At 69.3% G+C, this 20,385-nt stretch carries 17 protein-coding genes; 6 read left to right on the top strand and 11 right to left on the bottom strand.

The window, feature by feature from the left end; genetic code table 11:
* Positions 1–17: 17 nt before the first annotated feature.
* The 10 genes from BM362_RS24760 to BM362_RS24710 all read right to left on the bottom strand — a co-directional run bounded on the left by BM362_RS24760 (position 18) and on the right by BM362_RS24710 (position 12,030).
* The gene (locus BM362_RS24760) at positions 18–1,130 is read right to left on the bottom strand and encodes an ABC transporter ATP-binding protein (protein WP_093574716.1); all 1,113 of its coding nucleotides are present in this window, start codon (positions 1,128–1,130) and stop codon (positions 18–20) included.
* 152 nt (positions 1,131–1,282) lie between these two features.
* Complete coding sequence (locus tag BM362_RS24755) at positions 1,283–2,143, bottom strand: MurR/RpiR family transcriptional regulator (RefSeq protein WP_093574715.1); 861 nt, start codon at positions 2,141–2,143, stop codon at positions 1,283–1,285.
* Between the two features lie 549 nt (positions 2,144–2,692).
* Positions 2,693–4,783, bottom strand: coding sequence for an acetate--CoA ligase family protein (locus tag BM362_RS24745; RefSeq protein ID WP_093574714.1), 2,091 nt, complete (start codon positions 4,781–4,783; stop codon positions 2,693–2,695).
* Between the two features lie 29 nt (positions 4,784–4,812).
* Positions 4,813–6,000 carry an ABC transporter substrate-binding protein gene (locus BM362_RS24740; RefSeq protein ID WP_093574713.1) on the bottom strand — a complete coding sequence of 396 codons (1,188 nt, stop codon included), beginning with the start codon at positions 5,998–6,000 and terminating at the stop codon, positions 4,813–4,815.
* Positions 5,997–6,839 (bottom strand): amidohydrolase family protein, encoded by an 843-nt coding sequence (locus tag BM362_RS24735; protein ID WP_093574712.1) that lies wholly within the window; start codon positions 6,837–6,839, stop codon positions 5,997–5,999. Before BM362_RS24735 ends, BM362_RS24740 begins: the two co-directional genes overlap by 4 nt.
* Complete coding sequence (locus tag BM362_RS24730; protein ID WP_208865320.1) at positions 6,836–7,246, bottom strand: Zn-ribbon domain-containing OB-fold protein; 411 nt, start codon at positions 7,244–7,246, stop codon at positions 6,836–6,838. Before BM362_RS24730 ends, BM362_RS24735 begins: the two co-directional genes overlap by 4 nt.
* 24 nt (positions 7,247–7,270) lie before the next feature.
* Complete coding sequence (locus BM362_RS24725; protein ID WP_093574710.1) at positions 7,271–8,416, bottom strand: thiolase C-terminal domain-containing protein; 1,146 nt, start codon at positions 8,414–8,416, stop codon at positions 7,271–7,273.
* Positions 8,417–8,481: 65 nt separating this feature from the next.
* Entirely contained in the window at positions 8,482–9,312 is an 831-nt protein-coding gene (locus BM362_RS24720; RefSeq protein WP_208865319.1) for an ABC transporter ATP-binding protein, read from the bottom strand.
* Entirely contained in the window at positions 9,305–11,143 is a 1,839-nt protein-coding gene (locus BM362_RS24715; protein WP_093574709.1) for a branched-chain amino acid ABC transporter ATP-binding protein/permease, read from the bottom strand. Before BM362_RS24715 ends, BM362_RS24720 begins: the two co-directional genes overlap by 8 nt.
* Positions 11,140–12,030, bottom strand: coding sequence for a branched-chain amino acid ABC transporter permease (locus BM362_RS24710; RefSeq protein WP_093574708.1), 891 nt, complete (start codon positions 12,028–12,030; stop codon positions 11,140–11,142). The genes BM362_RS24715 and BM362_RS24710 overlap by 4 nt, the downstream gene beginning before the upstream one ends.
* Positions 12,031–12,166: 136 nt before the next feature.
* Between BM362_RS24710 and BM362_RS24705 the strand changes: the two genes are divergently transcribed.
* From BM362_RS24705 to BM362_RS24690, 4 genes are all read left to right on the top strand, one after another.
* Entirely contained in the window at positions 12,167–12,826 is a 660-nt protein-coding gene (locus BM362_RS24705; protein ID WP_143132480.1) for a TetR/AcrR family transcriptional regulator, read from the top strand.
* Between the two features lie 2,429 nt (positions 12,827–15,255).
* Positions 15,256–16,404, top strand: a complete 1,149-nt coding sequence (locus tag BM362_RS24700; RefSeq protein ID WP_093574706.1) for an alpha/beta hydrolase family protein — start codon at positions 15,256–15,258, stop codon at positions 16,402–16,404.
* A 242-nt stretch (positions 16,405–16,646) separates the two neighbouring features.
* Entirely contained in the window at positions 16,647–17,474 is an 828-nt protein-coding gene (locus BM362_RS46925) for a hypothetical protein (RefSeq protein ID WP_143132479.1), read from the top strand.
* A gap of 2 nt (positions 17,475–17,476) precedes the next feature.
* On the top strand, positions 17,477–18,514 hold the full coding sequence (locus BM362_RS24690) for an MBL fold metallo-hydrolase (RefSeq protein WP_093574704.1): 1,038 nt from the start codon (positions 17,477–17,479) through the stop codon (positions 18,512–18,514).
* A 60-nt stretch (positions 18,515–18,574) separates the two neighbouring features.
* On the opposite strand, the gene BM362_RS46920 is transcribed toward BM362_RS24690, so the two are convergent.
* The gene (locus BM362_RS46920) at positions 18,575–18,904 is read right to left on the bottom strand and encodes a hypothetical protein (RefSeq protein ID WP_143132478.1); all 330 of its coding nucleotides are present in this window, start codon (positions 18,902–18,904) and stop codon (positions 18,575–18,577) included.
* Positions 18,905–19,545: 641 nt separating this feature from the next.
* Here BM362_RS46920 and BM362_RS24685 point away from each other — a divergent pair.
* A complete protein-coding gene (locus tag BM362_RS24685) occupies positions 19,546–20,148 on the top strand; it encodes a D-sedoheptulose-7-phosphate isomerase (protein WP_093574703.1) in 603 nt (200 codons plus the stop codon).
* The gene (locus BM362_RS24680; RefSeq protein WP_208865318.1) at positions 20,145–20,375 is read left to right on the top strand and encodes a HypC/HybG/HupF family hydrogenase formation chaperone; all 231 of its coding nucleotides are present in this window, start codon (positions 20,145–20,147) and stop codon (positions 20,373–20,375) included. Before BM362_RS24685 ends, BM362_RS24680 begins: the two co-directional genes overlap by 4 nt.
* Positions 20,376–20,385: the final 10 nt, after the last annotated feature.

Raw genomic sequence — 20,385 nt, 5'->3', positions numbered from 1 at the left:
CCTCGATGGGGATGGGGTCAGACGGTGGCCAGGACGGTTTCCGGCCGCCAGACGAGCCGGCGTCCGCTCGGCCCGTCGAACAGGTGGATGCGTTCGGGCAGGGCGGTCAATGCGACCGCTTCGCCGGGGACGACGCCGAGCGGGCGCGGACCGCGCACGGCCACCGTGGCGTCCCCGACTGCGCACAGGGCAACTTCTTCGCTGCCCAGGTTTTCCAGCGCGGACACGGTTCCGCGCAGCAGCGGACGCGCGCCCGGCTCCTCGGTGAGCGGGGCGAAGGACAAATGCTCGGGCCGGATGCCCAGGATCACTTCCTGTTCAGGTGTGCTTCCGGTCCACAATGGAACGTCGACGGCCTCGGCGTGCACTCGCACCCGCCCGTCGGCCGTGCGCGCCGTCGCCGGTACGAGGTTCATCGGCGGCGAGCCGAGGAAGCCCGCGACGAACACCGACGCGGGTTCGTCGTAGACCTCCGCCGGGGTGCCGACCTGTTCGAGCCGGCCGCCGTCGAGCAGCGCGATCCGGGTGGCCATGGTCATCGCTTCGACCTGGTCGTGCGTGACGTAGACGAACGTCGAACCCAGCCTGCGGTGCAGCGCGGCCAGTTCCGCGCGGGTGGCGGTGCGGAGTTTCGCGTCCAGATTGGACAGCGGTTCGTCCATCAGGAACGCGGCCGGTTCCCGCACCAGCGCCCGGCCCAGCGCCACGCGCTGGCGCTGTCCGCCGGAAAGTTCCTTGGGGCGGCGGCGAAGCAGCGGGGAAAGGTCGAGCTGCGCGGCCGCCTTCTCGACCCGCTCCCGGATCTCGGCGCGCGGGCGGCGCCGGACCCGGAGCGGGAAGCCGATGTTCCCGGCCACCGTCAGGTGCGGATAGAGCGCGTAGCTCTGGAACACCATCGCCAGGTCGCGGCGCTTCGGGGCCAGATCGGTCACGTCCCGGCCCTCGACCGCGATCCGCCCGGAGCTCGGCGGGAGCAGCCCGGCGATCATCCGCAGCAGCGTCGTCTTCCCGCAGCCGCTCGGGCCCAGCAGCGCGACGAAGTCGCCGTCGGCGATCTCCAGGTGCACCTGGTCGACCGCGGTGACCGAGCCGAACCGGCGGGTGAGGCCTTCGAGCTGAATCTGTCCCACGACGATCCTTCCATGAATTCACGTTCCATAGATTTGATGATCTCTGGTACGCGCTTACACGGGAAGTGTCGGCGAAGGACGTGAACGCCAGGTGGCGGCCAGTCGAGGATTCCGCGACGGGCGGGACAGAATTGCCCCCGCGCGGGTGAAGGTCAGCTACGCCGCGTGTCGGAAGTGATGACCTGCCACACCTCGTCGAGCACTTCCGACGACCGGTCCGGACGGCGGAACCCGGCGGCCAGCTGGAGGGAAACCAGCAGGGCGAGCTGGGACATCGGACCCGCGAACACGTCATTGCGCTGGAACGGCGCGGTGCCGGTGACCAGGACGAGGTCCGCCAGCGCGGTCAGCGGCGAATGCGTCAGCGACGTGACCCCGACGACCGTCGCGCCCGCCTTCGCCGCCGCCTCGGCGGCGCGCAACGTGACCTCGTTGACCCCGCTGGAGCTGATCGCGACGCAGACGTCCTCGGACGTGAGCAGCCGGCAGACGATCTGCTGGCTGATCGCCTCCCCCGGCGCCTCGGCGATGAAACCGTGGGCAGTGAACCGGAAAGCCGCCGCCTGCGCGACGAATCCGGACCCGCCGTTGGCGACGAACACCACCCGCCGGGCCGAGACCAGCACGTCAACCGCTTCGCGCAGCGCAGCCGGCTCGACCGCGCCCATCCCGCCGGCGAGCACGCCGCTGGCCGTGGCGAACACCGCCGCCGCGACCGCCTCCGGCGAATCCCCAGGGCCGAAGTCCGGACTCGCCGGCTGCGCCGCGTTGCCGGCGTCGCGCGCGAGCAGCAGCCGGAGCTGCTGGAACCCCCGGAACCCCAGATGCTGACAGGCACGCACGGCGGTGGCCGAGGACGTCCCCGCGGCCGCCGCGAGATCAGCCACCGACCAGTCGATGACCTCCGTCGACCGGCTCAGCACCACCTCCGCGACCCGCTGCTCGCTGGGCAGCAAGGCAGGCAGGGCCGCCCGGATGACGGCGAGGGTGCTGCCGGCAGGCTGGTCGCTCATGCCACATGCATACCATCGCGACGGGACGCGAGGAGTGCCGTTCGGACGGCAAGGGGCGGTCGATGGCCGCACCCGCCCGAAGCCCGGTCACCGAGTCAGCGCGACGGCGCCCCGGGCTGTGCGACACCGCGTCGAGTCCGGCTCGTCGATCAGCGCGTTCGCCGGCCATGAACAATCCCGGCAACCATCCGAAGCCGTTGCCAGACCGGGCCCAGGGCCTGTGTCGAAGTCGTCTCGGGCAGGTTGGGCTGGTGCCGGGCGTGTCGGTGCTCGACAGGGGCGAGGTCTCCGGCAGCCGGTTCGCCGGCGAAGAAAACCTGAACACCGGAGACCTCGTGGACATCCCAGCGGCACCGCGTCCGCACCGGTGCCCCGTGGCGGGACCGGCAGGCGGGACACCGATCCTGGACCGCTGTTTACCGACTGTTCCGGCGGTGGCAGCGGACTGGTGCCCGACAGGGGATTCTGACCGCGCCGCAGACCTTGACCGAGGCGGCCGGGGATCACCTGGATGCCAGCTGCGAGGGCGGCCGCACGGCGCCGTCCGGCTCACGGTGCGGTCACGATCAGGGAATCCACCGTCACCGCGCCGGACGGGAGCACGATCACGGGGTTCAGGTCGAGTTCGAGGAGCCGGTCGCCCGCAGCTGCCGCGAGGCGGGCCACCGCCATGATCACCTCCGCCAGGGCAGCCACGTCGGCCTCGGGCCGCCCCCGGTTGCCGGTGAGCAAGGGATAGCCGGCCAGCGACTGGATCATCTCGGTCGCGTCCCGGACGTCCAGCGGCAGCGGACGCACCGCCGTGTCCCGAAGTATCTCGGCGAAGATCCCGCCGAAGCCGACGAGCACCGCGTGCCCGAGCACCGGATCACGGATCGCGCCCACGATCATCTCGACGCCGCCGGTGATCTGCTGCTGCACGAGGACGCCGTCGATCGCCGCGTTCGCGTTCGCCTCGCGGGCACGGGACATGATCTCGCCGAACGCGGCCCGTGCCGCGGTGCCATCCCGTACTCCAGTCTCGACCAGCCCGAAATCGGACTTGTGCTGAAAGTCGGCCGACGCGACCTTCAGCACCACCGGTCCGGGCGCGGATTCCGCGAGCGCCGCCGCCCGGTCAGCGTTCGCGGCGAGGTCTTCGGCGACCAGCGGAATCCCGGCGGCGGCGAGCAGATCCCGCGCGGAGAACGGCGGCAGCACGCCGCCGCGCCCCAGCGCGGTGTCCGACGCGGCGGACAGTGGTGCCGGATCGGTGTGCCGGACCCGCAGATCCGGCCGTCGGCGGTGGTAGTCCCGCCAGGCCCGCAACGCGCCGAAACAGTTGCGAAACGACCGGAACAGCGGAATCCCGGCCGCGACCAGATCGTCGAATCCGGGCTCGTCGACCTTGCTGGAGTTCCACGTCGCCACGACCGGACAGGGCGCGTCGGCCGCGAACGCCCTGAGGTCGGCGGCCATGTTGTCGCTCATCGTCCCGACCGCTCCGGTGACGCCGACGACGAGGAGGTCGACGTTCGGGTCGGCGGCGATCAGTTCGAGGACGCGGAGCCGGTCGGACTGCGGGCTGGTGAACAGGAACGTACCGCCGTTGTCCACAGGATTGGCGACGGTCAGGTAGCTCGGCAGCAGCGCGCGGAGCGCTCGCTGGGTCGGCTCGGCGAGTTCGGGGATCTCAAGGCCGGCGAGGTCGGCGATCTCGGACATGAGCGCGCACGACCCGCCGGACATCGAGTACAGCCCGACGCGCGTCCCGCTCGCGGTGCGCGGGAGCTTCGCGAACAACGCGGCGGTGTCCACCAGTTCGTCGAGGTCGCCGACCCTGGTCACCGCGTGCTGCGCGAAGAGCCCGTCGACGACCGCGTCCGAGCCGGTGAGGTGTCCGGTGTGGGACGCCGCCATCCGCTCGCCGGCGGCGGAACCGCCGATCTTCAGCGCGATCACCGGTTTGCCCGCCTCGCCCGCCGCGTGCAGCGCGGCGCGCAACCGGTCCGGATTCCGGAACCCCTCGAAGTATCCGGCGATCACCTGGGTGTCGGGGTCATGGGCGAAATACTCCATGAAGTCGGCCACGTCGAGATCGACTTCGTTGCCGGTCGGCACCCACCGGGAGAACGCCACGCCGGTGTGCGCGGCCTGGACAATGGGCCGGCCCTGGTGTCCGCTCTGGGTGAGCAGCCCGATCTTCCCGCCGGGCAGGCCCGGCGGGACCGGGATCGCCTCGAACGCGTTGGTGTTCGTGTTCGGTCCGATGATCCGGACGCCGTGCTCGCGACCGGCCGCGGCGAGCCGCCGTTCGTGGGCGGCGCCGGCGCCGCCCACCTCGGCGAATCCCGAGGTGAAGACGAGGGCGTAGCGCACGCCCCGCTTGCCGCACTCGGCGACGACGTCGGCGGTGATCGCCGGCGGGGTGCTGATCACCGCGAGGTCAACCGGCTCCGGCAGCTCAAGGGCCGATCGGTAGACCGGGATACCGCCGAGCGTGCCGCCTGCCGGATTGACCAGGAAGACCCGATCGGTGCCGTACCGAGTGCGGAGTTCCCGCAGGACCTCCGCCGCCGGTCTGGTCCGATCGAGGCGTCCGATCACCACCACGCCGTCCGGTGCGAAAAACTCCGCGATGTCGGCTCGCTTCTGCTCCATGCCTGCCCTTCTGTGGTCCGGATGGGGAATCAGCCGGCGTCGCGGACGGAGTACGGGTAGTCGAACGGTCCGAGCGGGGCCATGGCGCAGATGCCGAGACGGTCGAGCGGATAGCCGTTGTGGTTGGCCGGCGAGAACGTGTAGGTGTAGCTCGGCGAGGTGAACGACACGTTCTTCATTCCCTCGACAAAGGCGCGGATCTTGTCCGGGTCGACGGAATTGGTCCCCTCGATCGCCGCTTTGAAAATGAGCAGGTCGTCATTGCTGATCACGGCGCTGGCGAGGCTCGGCGTGACCCCGGTGACCGCGCTCACCGCCTGGAACACCTCGCGGAGCTTCGGGTCGAGCTGTTCGCCCGGTTTGAGCGGTGCGTTGCAATTGGCCGTGGTTTCGGCGGCGAGACTGCCGAGGGAGTCGTAGCCGACCGAATAAGCGGTGCTGTTGGCGTAGATGTGCGGCGTCCACCCGATCGTGCGCAATCCGTCGTAGATGTGCCCGAGCCCGGACGAGGACAGCAGCGCGATCGCTTGGGCGCCGCTGGCTTTGAGCTGCCGGAGCTGGGCGGTCATGTCGACGGCAGCGTGGTCGTAGGTCGCCGGGCCCAGCGCGGTGATGCCGTTGGGGCCGGCGGCTTTCCGGAAGCCGGCGACCATGGTGGTGGCGAAGGGCAGTCCGTCCGAGAGCATCCCGATCCTGGTGTCGCCTCGCTTCGCCGCGTAGTGGGCGAGCCGTTGGGCGGTGTACCCCTCCGACGGATAGTTGCTGAACATGTACGGGTAATGGCCGGGGTCGGCGAACCGGTCGTCTCCTTCCAGCATGACCACCGGCATCTTTTTCTTCATGAAGATCGGGATCGCCTGGTTCTTGGTGGCGGTGGTGCCCGCGTACACGATGCCGGCGAGGTGGTCGCTGACCGCCTTGCCGGCCTGGGAAACCGCGACGGCCGGATCTCCCTGGTCGTTGTAGATCTTCAGGTCGACTTTGTGCCCGGCGATGCCGCCCGCGGCATTGAGCCGGTCCACGAGTGTGGTGAAGGTCTTCTGCTGGGTCAGGCCGATGGCGGCGACCGGACCGCTGAGGCTCAGCAGCGCTCCGAGCTGGACGGATCCCTTCGGGATCGCCGTCGACCCGGCGCCGCCGGCACCGCTGCCGCACGCGGCGGCGAGCAGGCAGCTCAGCACGGTCGCGATTCCCGCCTTGATCGAGGGCCGGTTCATCTGTTCTCTCCTTCTGTCCACGCCAGCAGCCGGCGGAAATTCGCCCCGAGAACGGCGGCCTCGGCTTCCGGGCCGAGGCCGAGACCGGCGATCTCGCCCGGCCCGGTCATCGTGTAAAACGCCCCGCCTGAGTACAGGTCGGTGCCGAAGATCAGCTGCGCTGTTCCCAGTCGTGCCGCCCAGCGCCGGAGGAGGGCGGGATGCAGGACGCACGAGGTGTCGAAATAGAGATTCGGGAAGCGCTCGGCGATGTCCAGGTACGCCAGGTAATTGGTGGTGGTGGACATGGCGTCGGTGACCACGATCGGGAGATCGGGGAAGGCACGGGCGAGGTTCGAGACACAGGTCGGCGCTTCGAGCGCCGATTCGGCGTGCGCGTGCACGAACGGGATCAGGCGCAGTTCGCCCGCGACCGCCAGCCCGCGCTTGATCCACGGGTCGTCGGCGCTGACGCCCTGCCAGCGCGCGTGATAGGACACGCCGACGAAGCCCAGTTCCTCGCGGATGCGCCGGATCTCGTCGAGCCCGGCGGTGCCGTGCAACGGCTCGGTGATGCCCGCTGCGCAGGGGAACCGCGCGCGGTCGAGGTTCTGATAGGCGGCCAGGGCGTCGTTCACGGCCCGGGTGTCGGCGACGCCGTTCGGTCGCAGATACCGGTTGACCGGCATGAGCAACGCGGCGTCGACGTTCATCGCGGTCATGCGCGCGATGCGATCGGCAAGGTCGGCATGATCGCGGGAGTCCTGGCCGGACGCGGGCGTCTCGATGCCGCCGGCGTCGGACAGCAGCAGATTGCCGTAGTGCTGATGTGCGTCGAAGACGCCCGGAGGCGCGCTCATGCCGGCATCCACCGGGGATGCACGACGCCCGGAGCGATTTCGGCGAAGACGGCCCGCACCGGCAGTCCGATGCGGAGGGTGGCCGGGTCCACCGAGTTGATCGGCGCGTCCGGCGCGGCCACCACGTTGCCGACCACCCGGAGCCCGGGCTCGTCTTCGAGCTCCACGACGACGACCGGATAAGGCGCGAATCTCGCGAACTCGGGCAGCAAGGGCGGATGGGCGACGACGAACGACCAGAGCTCGCCATAGCCGGACGCCGTGGTCCAGATGACGGCCCGGGATCGGCACGCCGGGCACATGGGGCGCGGCGGGAAGCGCGGGGTCTCGCAGGCGCCGCACCGCTGGACAGCCAGCCGGCCTGAGCCGGCCGCCTCCCAGAAGGCGGCGCCGTCGTCGTCGATCAACGGGGTTGTGATCATCTGTCTTCCCTAGTTCCGCAGGAGCAGAGCGCTGGTCGGGACACATTCGCCGGAGGTCACCAGGCAGGTCCGCGCATCGGCGACCTGCGTCGTCGCGGTCCCGCGCAGCTGCCGGACGCCTTCGACGATCAGGTTGAAGCCGTGCACGTACGCCTCGGACAGGCCGCCGCCGGAGGTGTTGACGGGCAGCCGTCCGCCGAGTTCGATGCCGCCGTCCTCGGTGAACGACGCGCCTTCCCCGGGGCCGCAGAATCCGTACGCCTCCAGGGAAAACGGCACCAGCGGCGTGAACGCGTCGTAGATCTGGGCGACGGACACGTCCGCCGGAGTGAATTCCGCGGCGCGCCAGAGCGGGCGGGCGCAGGCGTAACCGGGGCCGCGCAACGGGTCCGGGCCCCAGTAGTTGGTCATTCCGTGGTGCTGCCTGGGCAAGCCTTGGCTGGCGCTGTGGACATACACCGGGCGCTGGGGCAGGTCGGCGGCGCGCTCTCCGGACACCACGACACAGGCGAGCGCACCGTCGGTCTCAAGGCAGCAGTCGTAGAGGCCAAGCGGTTCGGAGACCCAGCGCGCGGCATGGTATTGCTCTCGGGTCAGCGTGCGCTCGAACATCATCGCCCCGGGGTTGGCATTGGCGTGGCGGCGGCAGGCCAGCGCCACGTTGGCGAGGTGATCCCGGGTGGCGCCATAGGTGTGCAGGTACCGGCGGGCGAGCATCGCGATTTCGTCAGCCGGACGCAGGAGGCCGAACGGCCGCGTCCATTGCGCCCCGGTCGAGGGCTGGCCCTCGGCGGCGGCCCACGGCCGCAGACCGGAACCGCGCTTGCGCGACCGCCACGCCACACCGACGGTGCACCTCCCGGTCGCCACCGCCATGGCCAGCTGCGCGATCGTGGCGCAGCCGCCGCCCCCGCCGTAGCCGATCCGGCTGAAGAAAGCAATCTCGCCGGCGCCGATGTTCTTGGCGATCTCGACCTCGTCGGTTTCTTCCATCGTGTAGGAGCACATGCCGTCGACCTCGCCCGGGTCGAGGCCCGCGTCGTCCAGCGCCGCCACGATGGCCTGGCAGGCCAAGTCCTTCTCCGCACCGTCGAGGTGCTTGCCGAACGCGGTGGATCCGATGCCGGCGATCGCCGCGGCGTCCGTCAGCCGCATCGCGTGCTCCTTTCCGGCGCCGGCGCCTGCGGGCCGGCGGCTGACGGGGTGGACGGGTGCCGCGGTCATTCGGCGAGCCCGTGGATGATCGCGCCGACGCGGTGGTCGTCGCGCAGGTCGGCCGAGTCGCCCGTGAGGACGATGCGTCCGCTGTCCATGACGTAGGCCCGGGACGAGGCCGCCAGTGCACGGTCGAGGTTCTGCTCGACAACCACCACCGCCGTTCCCGCGGTGCTGAGCTGGGCGATGACGTCGTAGATGTCGTCGATCACGGCGGGCGCGAGCCCCGAGGTGGGCTCGTCGAGCAGCAGCACGCGCGGCTGTGCCATCAGCGCCTGCCCGATCGCGACCATCTGCTGCTGTCCGCCGGACAGCCGCCCGGCCTCACGCTGGGCGAACTCCGCCAGGACCGGGAACAGTTCGTACACCCAGGACAACCGGCCGCGCAATTCCGCTCCCCCGCGGCGCCGCCACGGGAACATGCCCATCCGGAGGTTTTCCAGGACGGTCAGATCGGGGAAGATCCGGTGCCCCTCAGGGACGAGCGCGAGGCCACGAGCCACGATGTCTTCGGGCGGGGCACTGCTCACCTCGGTTCCGCCGAGCCGCACCTGCCCGCAGGTGCGGCCGCGGCGCAGCCCGGCGACCGCGGCGAGGGTGGTCGTCTTGCCCGCTCCGTTGCGGCCCACCACCGCCACCACCTCACCGGCGGCGACCGTGAATCCGACCCGGTCGACCACTTGCATCGCTCCGTACCCCGCGCAGAGGTCCGCCACGACCAGCTCCGGCGCCGGCGGCGCGGGTTGTCCGCCCCGGCCGGCGATTGCGTTCGCGGCACCGCCGCCGGCGTCGGACGGCCGGCCGCGGGCGACGGAACCGTTGCGGTTGCTAAACATTCGCGGCTCCCAGGAACGAACGGGCGACTGTGTCGTCGCGCCGCAGCTCGTCGGGGGTGGCGGAGGCGATCCGGCGGCCTTCGTGCAGCACGGTCACCTTCGCCGCGAGATCCAGGACGAACGGAACGTTGTGCTCGATCAACAACACGCCCACACCAGCGGCGGTGACCGCTTCGATTGCGCCGCGGAGCACGGCCAGCTCGCGCGGGGAGAGCCCGGCGGCCGGTTCGTCGAGCAGCACGAATCGGGGGCGCAGCGCCAACGCGCGGGCGATCTCGATCAGCCGCCGGGTGCCGTGCGGCTGCACGCCGGCGGGCGCGCCGGCCAGGCCGGTCAGGCCGACGAGCGCCAGGCAGTCGCGAGCCTGGGCCGCCGCGGCCGCGTCGGCCCGGCGAGCGCGGGGCAGCCGAAGCACCGCGGACAGGTCGCCGCAGGGGTGCGACGACGAGGCCGCGACTGCGACGTTCTCCACCACGCTCAAGTCCGGCACGATCGCGGGCGTCTGGAACGTCCTGGCGATTCCCAGCCGCGTGATCTGGTACGGCTTGGCGGCGTCGATGCGGTGCCCGTCCAGGACGATCTCGCCCGCGTCCAGCCGGGCAAAGCCGCACACGAGGTTCAGCAGCGTCGTCTTGCCCGAACCGTTCGAGCCGATGAGCCCGTGCACCTGTCCGGCGGCCAGCCGAAGGTCCACTCCGTCCACCGCCGTCACGCCGCCGAACGCCCGCCGGACGTCGCGCACGACGAGTTCCGATTCCGCGGAACCGGCCAGCGGGGCGGCGACCGGAACCCGGACCTGCGGGACCACCGCGCCGGACCAGCCCGGCACCGCCGGCTTGCGGTTCCGGGGCAGGACGCCGCCGAACCAGCGGGCGAGGCGGGCCGAGCCTCGGCCGCGGCCGAGGCCGGCCAATCCGTCCGGCAGCACCAGGGCGCACACCGCCAGCGCGGTGCCCAGGATGATTCCGGTGTATTGCTGGAATCCGCCGAGGAACTCATACAGGCCCATCACGAGCACACCGCCGATCAGCGGACCGAGCGTGGTGCCGAGCCCGCCGATGACGCAGGCGGCCAGCAGGTAGATCGACAGGTCGGCGTTGGCGCTCTGGGCGTTCATGAACTGCTGGGTGAACGCGTAGTAGGCGCCGCCGAGCCCAGCGGGGACCGCGCTGAGCATGAAGGCCAGCAGCTTCACCCGGTATCCGGCGATTCCGAGGGAGGCAGGCAATTCGTCGCCCGTCGCGATGACCAGGAAGCGGCGGCCGAGCCTGGAATGCAGCAGCAGGGCCGACACCACGACGACCGACGCGACCATCGCGATCCCGGTCTCGTAGGCGGCCAGCCCGGTCAGGCGTGGCTCGTACAACGGATTGGCGGCCAGCGAGATGCCCACCGTGCCGCCGGTGAAGGCGAGGTTCTCGCAGATCACCGGGACGAGCAGGGCAATGAAGAGCGTGACCATTCCCAGGTAGAAGCCGCCCATGCGCAAGGCGGGAACGCCGATGACCAACCCGGCGATCGCGGCCACGGCAACGGCGCCCGCGCTCATCGCGAGCAGCCCGGCCCGCTGCGGGAAATGGTCGGCGAGAAGCGCCGCGGTGTAGCCGCCGAGCGCGAAGATCGCGCCTGGGCCCATCGACAGTTGCCCGGCGTATCCGGTCACGACGTTCAGCCCGACCGTGACCAGGAGCGCGGCCAGCAGGAACTCCAGCCGCTGCAGCAGATAGTCGTTGTCCGCATTGCCGATCGGCGCGAGCGCGAGCGCGGCCAGCACCGCGATCGCGATGAGCCGGCTCGGGCGTGCCGAACGGAGGATTTTCCGGGTGCTCATACGGTCCGTGCCCTTCGCGCGCCGAGAATCCCGTTCGGCCGGATGCCCAGGACGAGCAGCAACAACAGCAGCGCGGCCAGGATCTCGTACCGTGGGTTGACGTAGACGTCGAACAACTGCTCGCCGATGCCGAGCACCAGCGCGCCGGCCAGCGTCCCGCGAATGCTGCCGAAGCCGCCGATCGCCAGCGCGACGAAACCCTTGATGCTGTAGCTGAGGCCGAGGGTGACGTCGGAGAAGACGATCGGAGCGAGCACGAATCCGGTGACCGCCGCGGCGAACCCGCCGAGCAGGAACGCCAGCCGGCTGACGCGCGCGGGCGAAATGCCGCGCAGGGCCGCGACTTCGCGGTCGTGCGCGGCACCGCGCATCGCCTGGCCCAGCCAGCTCCGGCGGTAGAAGGACTCGATGGCGAACGTGGCGACGATCAGGGCCGCGACTGCCAACGCGAGCTGTGGCGTGGTGGACACTTCGCCCAGCCGGATAGGCGAAGCCGGGAGGAAGCTGGGCACGGCCAGCGGCGGGTGGTCGCCATACAGCACCGCCGCGACGGTTTCGATCACCAGCCCGAAGGCCAGTGTGGAGATGAACCAGCCGATGTTGTGCCCGGCGGAGTTCCGCTCGAGAAGCGGGCGCACGACGGTGCGCTCCTCGATCAAGCTGAGCGCGCAGATGCCGCCTGCCACCAGGAGAAACGCGACGGGCTGCGGCCAGTGCAGGACGACCAGCGTGTAGTAGGACAGCAGGACGCCGGCCATCACCAGGTTGCCCTGCGCCAGATTGAACACGTGCGTCGCGCTGTAGACGACGCTGTACCCCAGCGCGATCAACCCGTACACCGAGCCGACGGCGACACCGGTGACCAGTGCGTTGAGAAGCAGATTCATGACCCTCGCCTTGTGTGCTCACCTGCGGGAACCCCGGTGCGGGTGGCCGGGGGGGGGCGAAAGTGCTCGTGACGGCGGTCACGCTATTCAGGCGACCCTAATTCTGTCAAGCGACTGATTGAAGTATGCTGGGCGGGTGACCAACACACAGCGCGCTCGCGGAGCGGCCGCAGGCGCTCGCACCAGCCGCTCGGACGGAGCGGCCACTCGCGTCATGATCTTGCGAGTGGCCGAACGGCTGTTCTCCGAACGCAGCATCGACGCCGTGTCGACCCGGGAGATCCTCAAGGAAAGCGGCGTGAATCCGGCCGCGATCCACTATCACTTCGGCTCGAAACCGAACCTCGTCGAAGCCTTGCTCGAGGCTCGAATGAGCCACCTGACCGAACGGCAGGACCACTGGCTGCGCGCAGTGGAGTCCGCGGAGGCTCCGGAAGCATCCGAGGTGATCGCATGCTTCACCCGGCCGATCACCGAAATCGCGCACGAGCCGAACGGCGAGTTCACCGTGCGGTTCCTTGCCGAGGCCGCGAATCACCCCGGCTTCATGGAGTCCTACCTGGCGAAGTCCGCCGCGGTGTTCGACCGCAAACTCGCCGCCGTCAGCCGGATCACGCCGGGGCTGACCCAGGACCAGCGGGTGGCCTGGACCCGCTTCGCCTCCACGCTCGCCTTCCGCATCCTGGGTTCCCGCATCTACACCAGCGAGAGCGGCCGCCACCTCCCGGAGATCCCGAAGCTAGAAGACCAGGTCGCCTGGTTCCTGCGCGCCGCGATCCCGGGCGGCGAGGCGTAAGAAGATCCCACTGCCTTGCCGCGGCCCGAACAGGACTTCCGTCCTGTTCGGACACAGTTGTCGATCCCGGGCATCTCCTCGCTCCGCCGCCGGTTTCCGGCTCTCGGGCAGGCGGACTGATCGGCAAGCGCGCACGCCGCTGCCTCCGGACGCCCGCCAAGGCTGACGTGCCCAACCGGAACCCGGGCGGGAGCCTCGCTCCGCACGATCGGCCCGGGACCGCGGCGTTCCGTCCGGGGCGAGAATCCAGGAAGGCAGTCGCCGCGGTCGTGTGGCTGATGGTCCCTTGGCTCACCTCGAACCAGCGACTGTGCCGATCAGCGAGGATTGCCGCCGACAGCGCGGACCTTTGACGACTGGAATGCCTTCGCAGTCAAGCCCGCGATCCAGGCCGATGCCGAAGGACCGGCGGGCGGTCAACGCGGGGCAGGAGGGAAACCTGGAGGCGTTCAGTCACACGAGCGTCATCAAGGCCGCCTTCGGAGCGCCAGGAGCTGGCTGTTGCCGGTTCCGGAGCGGGGTCGCACAGCAGGCAGCCCGCAGCGGGGGCCAGGGCGCGCTCGCCTGCCTCTTGGCTACAGCGGGCACGGTGTGCCCAGCGCCTGCCAGGGCCGCGACGGCGCAATATTCGCAACTGCGGCCGGCTCTTCCTGTGCCCGAGTCACGCGATGCCGCATCGCGGCCCAGGAGCTCCTGACGAGTTCTCGCAAGCTTGAACGGCGAATATGCCGCAGCCGAATACAGCGCCAGCAACGAGGTATAAGCAGCCGCCGCACGAGCGAGGTGCAATTGGCACCGGTGACCGTCACCCGCCCGGGACGTTCTCCCTGCGGAACACCAGCAGAGCACTGCCCGGCAACTGGCCACTGACCGCACCGGAACCACTCGGGTTCGGCGGACGCTCGTTGTCCGGGCCCGGCGACCGACGGGCGGCCGCCTGCTCCATGGAGCCGCCGGATGTCGCACCACTCGATTCACGCGGCAATGGCGACGTCGGCACCATATTTTGCGCCTTGCGCATGTGGCTCAATCAACTCGGTTTCACAAAGCCCGATGGCGGATTCCGCGAGCGCATTGCCGGAGGATGCCACCAACTGGGCCGATTGGAGCGTCGATTCCGAAATCAGCGAGATACCGTGCGAACCGGAAGAACGCGCACCGGGCTTTCCGGCCGAGACAAAAGATCAGTCGGCCAGTTCCGGTCGTCAGCGACGAGCCCGGTGCACGCAGGTATGATGATTGACCATCCCGGGACTTTGTGAGAACACTCGTCCATGACCGCAGCAGGATGCACCCCTCCGGCGATCGCGCGGAGACAGCCGCGTGCCATATTTCGTCCGGGCGCTCGGCGAACGCGCGGCCGACCAGCCCAGCGAGCCGACCGCGGCGTGCATCGTCGCGGTCCTGCAGGGACGCGGGCAGACCACCGGCCGGACCCGCCCGGGCGAGCGAACGTGCCCCGCGGCGCCAGCTCGCAGCGCATCCGGCCGATACGGCAGCGGCCCTCATGCTCGCATTCGGACCCGATAATCTTGGCCGCCAATTCCTCGTCCCGCACCACGCGGGGGGACCTGCCGCGTCGAGCATGCGAAAATCCGGCCTGGGACGCCTCACGGGCGAACCCTCGGCAATTTTGGCAATAAATGCGAACCTCGCTGGCCTTGATTCGCAGACCGCGCCGCTTTTTCAGCAGATCACACTCCGCCTTCAAGCGCCAGTTTCCCCTTCCCGCTTCTTCCATCGCGCCACTCGTTCACTTCGAGCGGCTTCTCCTTGAACACGCCGTTCCGCCTTCGCCTTGTTCAGCCAGGCACCCGGCGTTGCCTTGCCGATTCCCAGGTCCCGGGCCGGGCAGTCTCAGCGACCGGCCGACCCGAGCCGACCAACGACCCTGCCGCCTCGGCCTCATGTTCCCGAGCATGCGTCCGGAGCGCGTCAGACCCATTGCGACGTCCCTCCGCGCGGGCCGGCATGCGCCTGATCGGCTCTCCACGGAACAGGCGGGGTCCACCAGCGACTCCCGCCGCCCCGGATCACGGCAACCCTTGACAAAGCACGTGCGGAGGTTATTACTATAGCTTAGAACAAAGTATCTTAGCACTGAGCGACCTGCGATCGGCCCGGCGAGGAGACCCACGACCATGGTCACGCCCACTCATGCCGTCACCGCCGAGGCGACCGGTGCGCAGCCCGGGCGGCGGGCCAGGGCAGGCCCTGATCGCCGGCACGGCCACCTTCGCCGGGCGCCGACGATCTCTTCACGATGAATCGAGCTTTCCGCCACCCGCCGCACGGGCGATTCCCGTGCACACCGCCGGCTGCCGCCGGCCCGGCACGCATGCTTCATTATCCGATTTGCGACAACGCAGTATGACAAGCGGGGATGGGCGACCGTCGCACCCATCGGTCCACCCTTCTAGGAGAATGAGATGAACGTAAGTTCCTTCTTTGCGCGACGTCGTCCACTGACGATTCTGCTCGCGGCTGGGTTGACACTCGCGGCGTGCAGCGGTGCTCCGGCAGCTCGCACTCCGGAACTGCCGCATCCGGGCCAATTGCTGACCGCTGAGCCGCAAGGCGGCTTGCCGGACGCTTCCCAGAATCTCCGAATCTCCTACGTCTCGACTTCCTACCTCGGCCAGAATACCGTCGTGTACGGTCGAGTGTCGCTCCCTGCCACTCCGCCCCCGCCCGGCGGCTACCCGGTGATCAGCTGGGGCGAAGGCGCGACCGGAGTCGCTCCTCAATGCGCCCCGTCGCTTGTGGGGAGCGCGAGCTCCGACGCGTACCTCGACGAGTGGCTTAAGCGAGGCTATGCGGTGGTGCGCACCGACTATGCGGGATGGGGTGCGGCAGGGCCGCGGCCCGAACTGAACCAGAAGAGCAATGCCGACGCAATCGTTGATATTGTCACCGCAGCTCATTCGGCGAGCGACAAGCTGAGCAACGACTGGATGGCAGCCGGGCACAGCGAGGGCGGAGGTGCCGCATTGTGGACCGCCGGCCTAAGCGATCACGCCCGTGCCAAGTATACGCTCAAGGGTGCCATAGCAATCGCCCCGACGGGTCCGGGCATCCTGAAGTTTATTGACGACGTAATTAACGGAAAGCCTATCTCTCAATTGGTCCAGATGCTTCTGGCATGGACGGTCGCGGGAGCGCACGTTACAGATCCCACGATCGATCTCCATCAGCTGGTGACAGATCACATGATGCCGCAGGTCGATGCGGCCAAAGCAAGCTGTAAGACCGCCCAGCTGCCACAGTTGCAGCCAGGACAGTATCTCAAATCCGGCAAAGAAACCGACAAACTCGCCGCATTCCTTCGCCGCCAAGACCCGTCCTCATTGACGATGAATGTCCCCGTCCTGATCATCCAAGGCGACAAGGATCAGACCACCGTCACTCCCGACACCACGCAGCAAATGATCCGAAGCCTGTGCGACCACGGCGCGTCGATCGAGTACAAATCCTACCAGGGCGAGAATCACGGCTCGGTGATCGGGGCGTCACGGATGGACGCGTTCAGTTTTGCCGCTTCCGCATTCGCCGGGAGCGCGCCGAAGAACTCTTGCTAGCCGCAGCCCCTGGGCAATCGCACCACATCCGCCGGAGCCGGCCGCGACAGTTTCGCCGCCGCGGCCGGACTCTCGGGCCCCGCCCGCCCAGCGGCCGGGCGCGTGCCGAATGCGCGGACCACCGCCAGCAGCGCATCGAAACCGTTGTTCGGCAACGCCAATCTCAGCTCGTGGAGGCCCCGATGCTCTGGGTCTCGCGAACCATGCCACACGCACTCAAGCTGGATTGCCGAAGGAGCAAGATGAGCTTGTGCCTGGTCGAGTACCAAAACCCGGTGAACCCGCCCCACGAGCTTGCCGCCCTGGTGGTGTCGCAGGCGGCCGTGATCGCGACGATTGAGCTGTCGCGGGCTGAGCTGGAACGGATGACCGAGCGGGCTGCCGAGCTGGAACGGCAACCCGCGGCCGGGACGCCATCCTGCCCGGCTTCGCCGGGACCGCAGCGCACGACGGATGGCGCCGCCGCACCTGCGACCTCACCCGCCCGCTCGGCAACGCCCACCACCAGGGCGAACTGCTCAGCGCCGCCGAAACCCACCGGCCAGGACTGGCGCGCCCGGCTCAGCGGTTTCCTCGACGAACTCAACGCCGCCGCCGGTGAACTCGACCCCCGCGAGACCCCCCGGCAACGTCCTCGCCGCAGGGCGACCCCGCACACCCGCAGCCACACCGGACGCACCCAGGGCGGCAGACCCGGCCAACCCAAAACCCGGGCCCGGCCCGAACGGCCGCACCGGCACCGCGAAGACGTCCTGCGATTCCCGTTCGACCTGACCGTTCCCTTCACCAGCAACCAGTCCGGACGCGACACCCGCATGACCAAACGCGACTCAACCTCGCCGACTGGCGCACCACCGTGCGCTCCCGCGTCTCCACCACCCCGCGAAGACGGCATCACCCCCACGCCGCACTCCGCCACGCCATCACGGGAAAACCCTGTCTGCCACCACAACCGGCAACTGCCCGACCAGTTGCCGGACGGTTCGGACCAGCTGTGTCTGCCCAGCCCCGACGGCGGATCGCGGACCGCCGAGACGTTCACCAGCGAAACGCGAAGGATGGACATCTGATCATGGTCAACGAAGATTCCAGCCCGCCGGCCGCACCGGTGCGGAGAAGAGCGTTCTTCGGGCTGGCCGCCGTCGCTTCCGCAGGAGGGCTTGTCGCGTGCTCGGAACCAGCACGTTCGCCTGAAGGCGCCATGAGCGGGATACCCGCCGCACCGGCGGGAGACCACGTGCGAGTGCTCGGGGTGAATGGGGGGCCCATCCTCAGCACCACCCGCTCGCAACCAGCGCTGGCGCTGGTGGTCGGCACCCGAGTATACCTCGTCGACTGCGGCGGAAATGCGGATCAGCAGTTAGTGGAGTCCGGTATCGGATTCGCCGGGCTGGGCAACATATTCATCACCCATCACCACGCCGACCACGTCACCGGCCTGACCGACGTAGCTATGCTCGGCTGGACCTACACCCCCTCTCCGGTAGGAGACCTTGACGTATGGGGCCCGCCGAAGATCGACGCGGTGGTCAGCGGAATGCAGCAAAGCCTCGGGGAGGCGACCAGGCTTTTCTCCGGCAACAGGCCGCCGCGACGAGTGACCGCGCACGTCATATCCGCCCCGGCGACCGGCAGCGTCGAGGTCCTCCGCGACGACTTGGTCAGGGTGACCGCGACGCGAGTGTTTCACGGGCCCGAGGTTCCCGACGCCTACGCTTATCGGTTCGACATTCTCGCTACCGGCCGCAGCGTTGTGTTCTCGGGAGACACCGCGGGCCCCAACGACAACCTCATTGCGCTCGCCCAGGGAGCCGACGTCCTGTTCCATGAAGTGCAGATGAACAGCGCGGTCGAAAAGCTGCTCGTACAGCAAGCCCCGGCGGCGAAGCAGCCGGGGCTTCGAAAACACCTGTTCAATTCTCATACCGATGTAAGCGTGGTGCCCCAGGTCGCGCATCAAGCGAAAGTCCGGCATCTCGTCCTGTGCCACTACGTGCCCGCAGACCTTCCGATCACCCAATTTTATTCCGCTGTCCAAGAGGCTTGCCGCCGGGTCGGATTCAACGGCCGGCTGACCGCCCCGTCGGAGCTGGACGTCATTTCGCTGTGAGCTTCCCTCGTGCCCGCGCCACACCCGCATGAGTTTCGTCAGCGTGCGGTCGTTTCACTGTCACAGCCACTCGTTGATCGCCGCGAGACGGACGGTGCCGGCTCGGTTGCGTTTGATCCGGTTGACGCGGCACCCGATCGCGTGCTGTTGCTTGCGATTCCGCGGGCCGAACGCGGGTGGCTGGCCGCGGCGATGCCGGACCTGATCAGCGGGCTGGGGAATCGTCCACACGATCCCGCGCCGCCGAAGACTTGGCCGGTCGGCGCGGGAACTGCGGGCCAGGACACGTTCCGGCCAGGTCCGGGCCCGCCCACCGCCGACGCGGGCCACCCGGCCCTTGCCCGGCACGGTCCCCGACTGCGGCGAATCACCACGTTGACCGGCCGTCACCAGCAACGACGATGGTTTCTGGCCCTTCTCGGCGGCCAGCTGCAGATTGCTCGTCCAGGCTCCCCGCGACCGCCCAGCACGTGGTCGGCCGGTTCGGGCTCGCCGATACCGCCTGGCGGTTCTTTCCGCGGATCGCTGCCGATGCGGCATCCGCCCGGGTCTGCACGCAGCCGGCGCGCCGCCAATGCCGGAACAAGCCGTAGACGGTTTGCCGCGGGCGAAGCCCATTTCGTGCTTGGCGAAGATCATCTTCATCCCGGACGCGGCCCGTCGAACAGCATCACCGGCGAATCCATCGCCAGCGTCCGCGATCGCCACCCGCTGCCGGACAGCTGGCCAGGGTAATGGCTCGTCCGATCGCAAAGCCCGACACGGCCGAGCAGCCTCTCGGCTCGTTCCCGCACGACGACCTCGCTCGCTCCATCGCTCGGGCCGCGGCGAGCGACACGTTGTCCTGCGCGCTCAGGTGGCTGAAGAGGGTGAACCGCCGATGGACCATGCCGGACCGGCGCCCTGCCGCGGCACGCTGACCCCCGGTTCGCACGCTCGGTGGAACCGGGCCGGCCTCACTTGCGTGACCTAGCACACAGATCTACCGTGGGTCGACTGCTCCCACCACCGAGCGCCAGGGAAGTGCCACGATGCCGTGGTCTGCGCAAACCGTGTTCGACCGCCGTGCGGAGCCGGCTCTCGGCCTTGTCGACCAGGCGGCCGCCGTGGCGGCGGCGTGCCATGACATGGCCGAGCGGTTCCACCGCGGCGGCAAGCTGGCGGTGTTCGGCACCGGCGGGTCCGGCACCGACGCGCAGCACATCGCGGTCGAGTTCGTGCATCCGGTCATCGTCGGCAAGCGCGCCCTGCCCGCGGTGTCGCTGACCGCGGACATGGCGACGCTGACTGGAGTCGCCGAGCGGGACGGGCTTGCCGAGGTCTTCGCCTATCAGCTGCGACTGCTCAGCGGCCCGCAGGACATCGCGCTGGGCATTTCCGCCGACGGCGGCGGACTCGACGTCCGCCGCGGGCTGGAGACCGCGCACGAGCTGGGCTTGCTCACCGTCGCGCTGACCGGCGGGGACGGCACCGCCGTCGCGGCGACCCCCGGCCTGGACCATCTGCTGGTCGCCCGCTCCGCCGACCCTCGGGTGGTGAAGGAGGTCCACGTGACGACCTATCACATCCTGTGGGAACTGGTGCACGTCTTCTTCGAGCAGCCCGGACTTCTCGATCCGGAGGTGACGCGATGACGGCCGGCAGAGACGCCGGCCCCGTCTGTGCGGACGGGGTGTGCGTGACCTGTTCGGACACCGCGGTCGAGGTCGTCGTGCTCGCTTTGCTCGACGACGGGCTCGCGGTCGTGGACACCGGCCGGAGCCGGGAAGAGGTCAGCGTGGCGCTGGTGCGAGCCGGCGTCGGCGACCACATTCTGGTGCACGCCGGGGAAGCCATCGCACGGCTGGAAAACCCTCGCTAGGGAGATGAGC

Origin of the sequence: Amycolatopsis rubida, assembly GCF_900115345.1 — a bacterium.
Classification (GTDB): domain Bacteria; phylum Actinomycetota; class Actinomycetes; order Mycobacteriales; family Pseudonocardiaceae; genus Amycolatopsis; species Amycolatopsis rubida.
The sequence above is the reverse complement of the archived record's forward strand: the minus strand, read 5'-3'. Positions and strand labels throughout refer to the sequence as shown.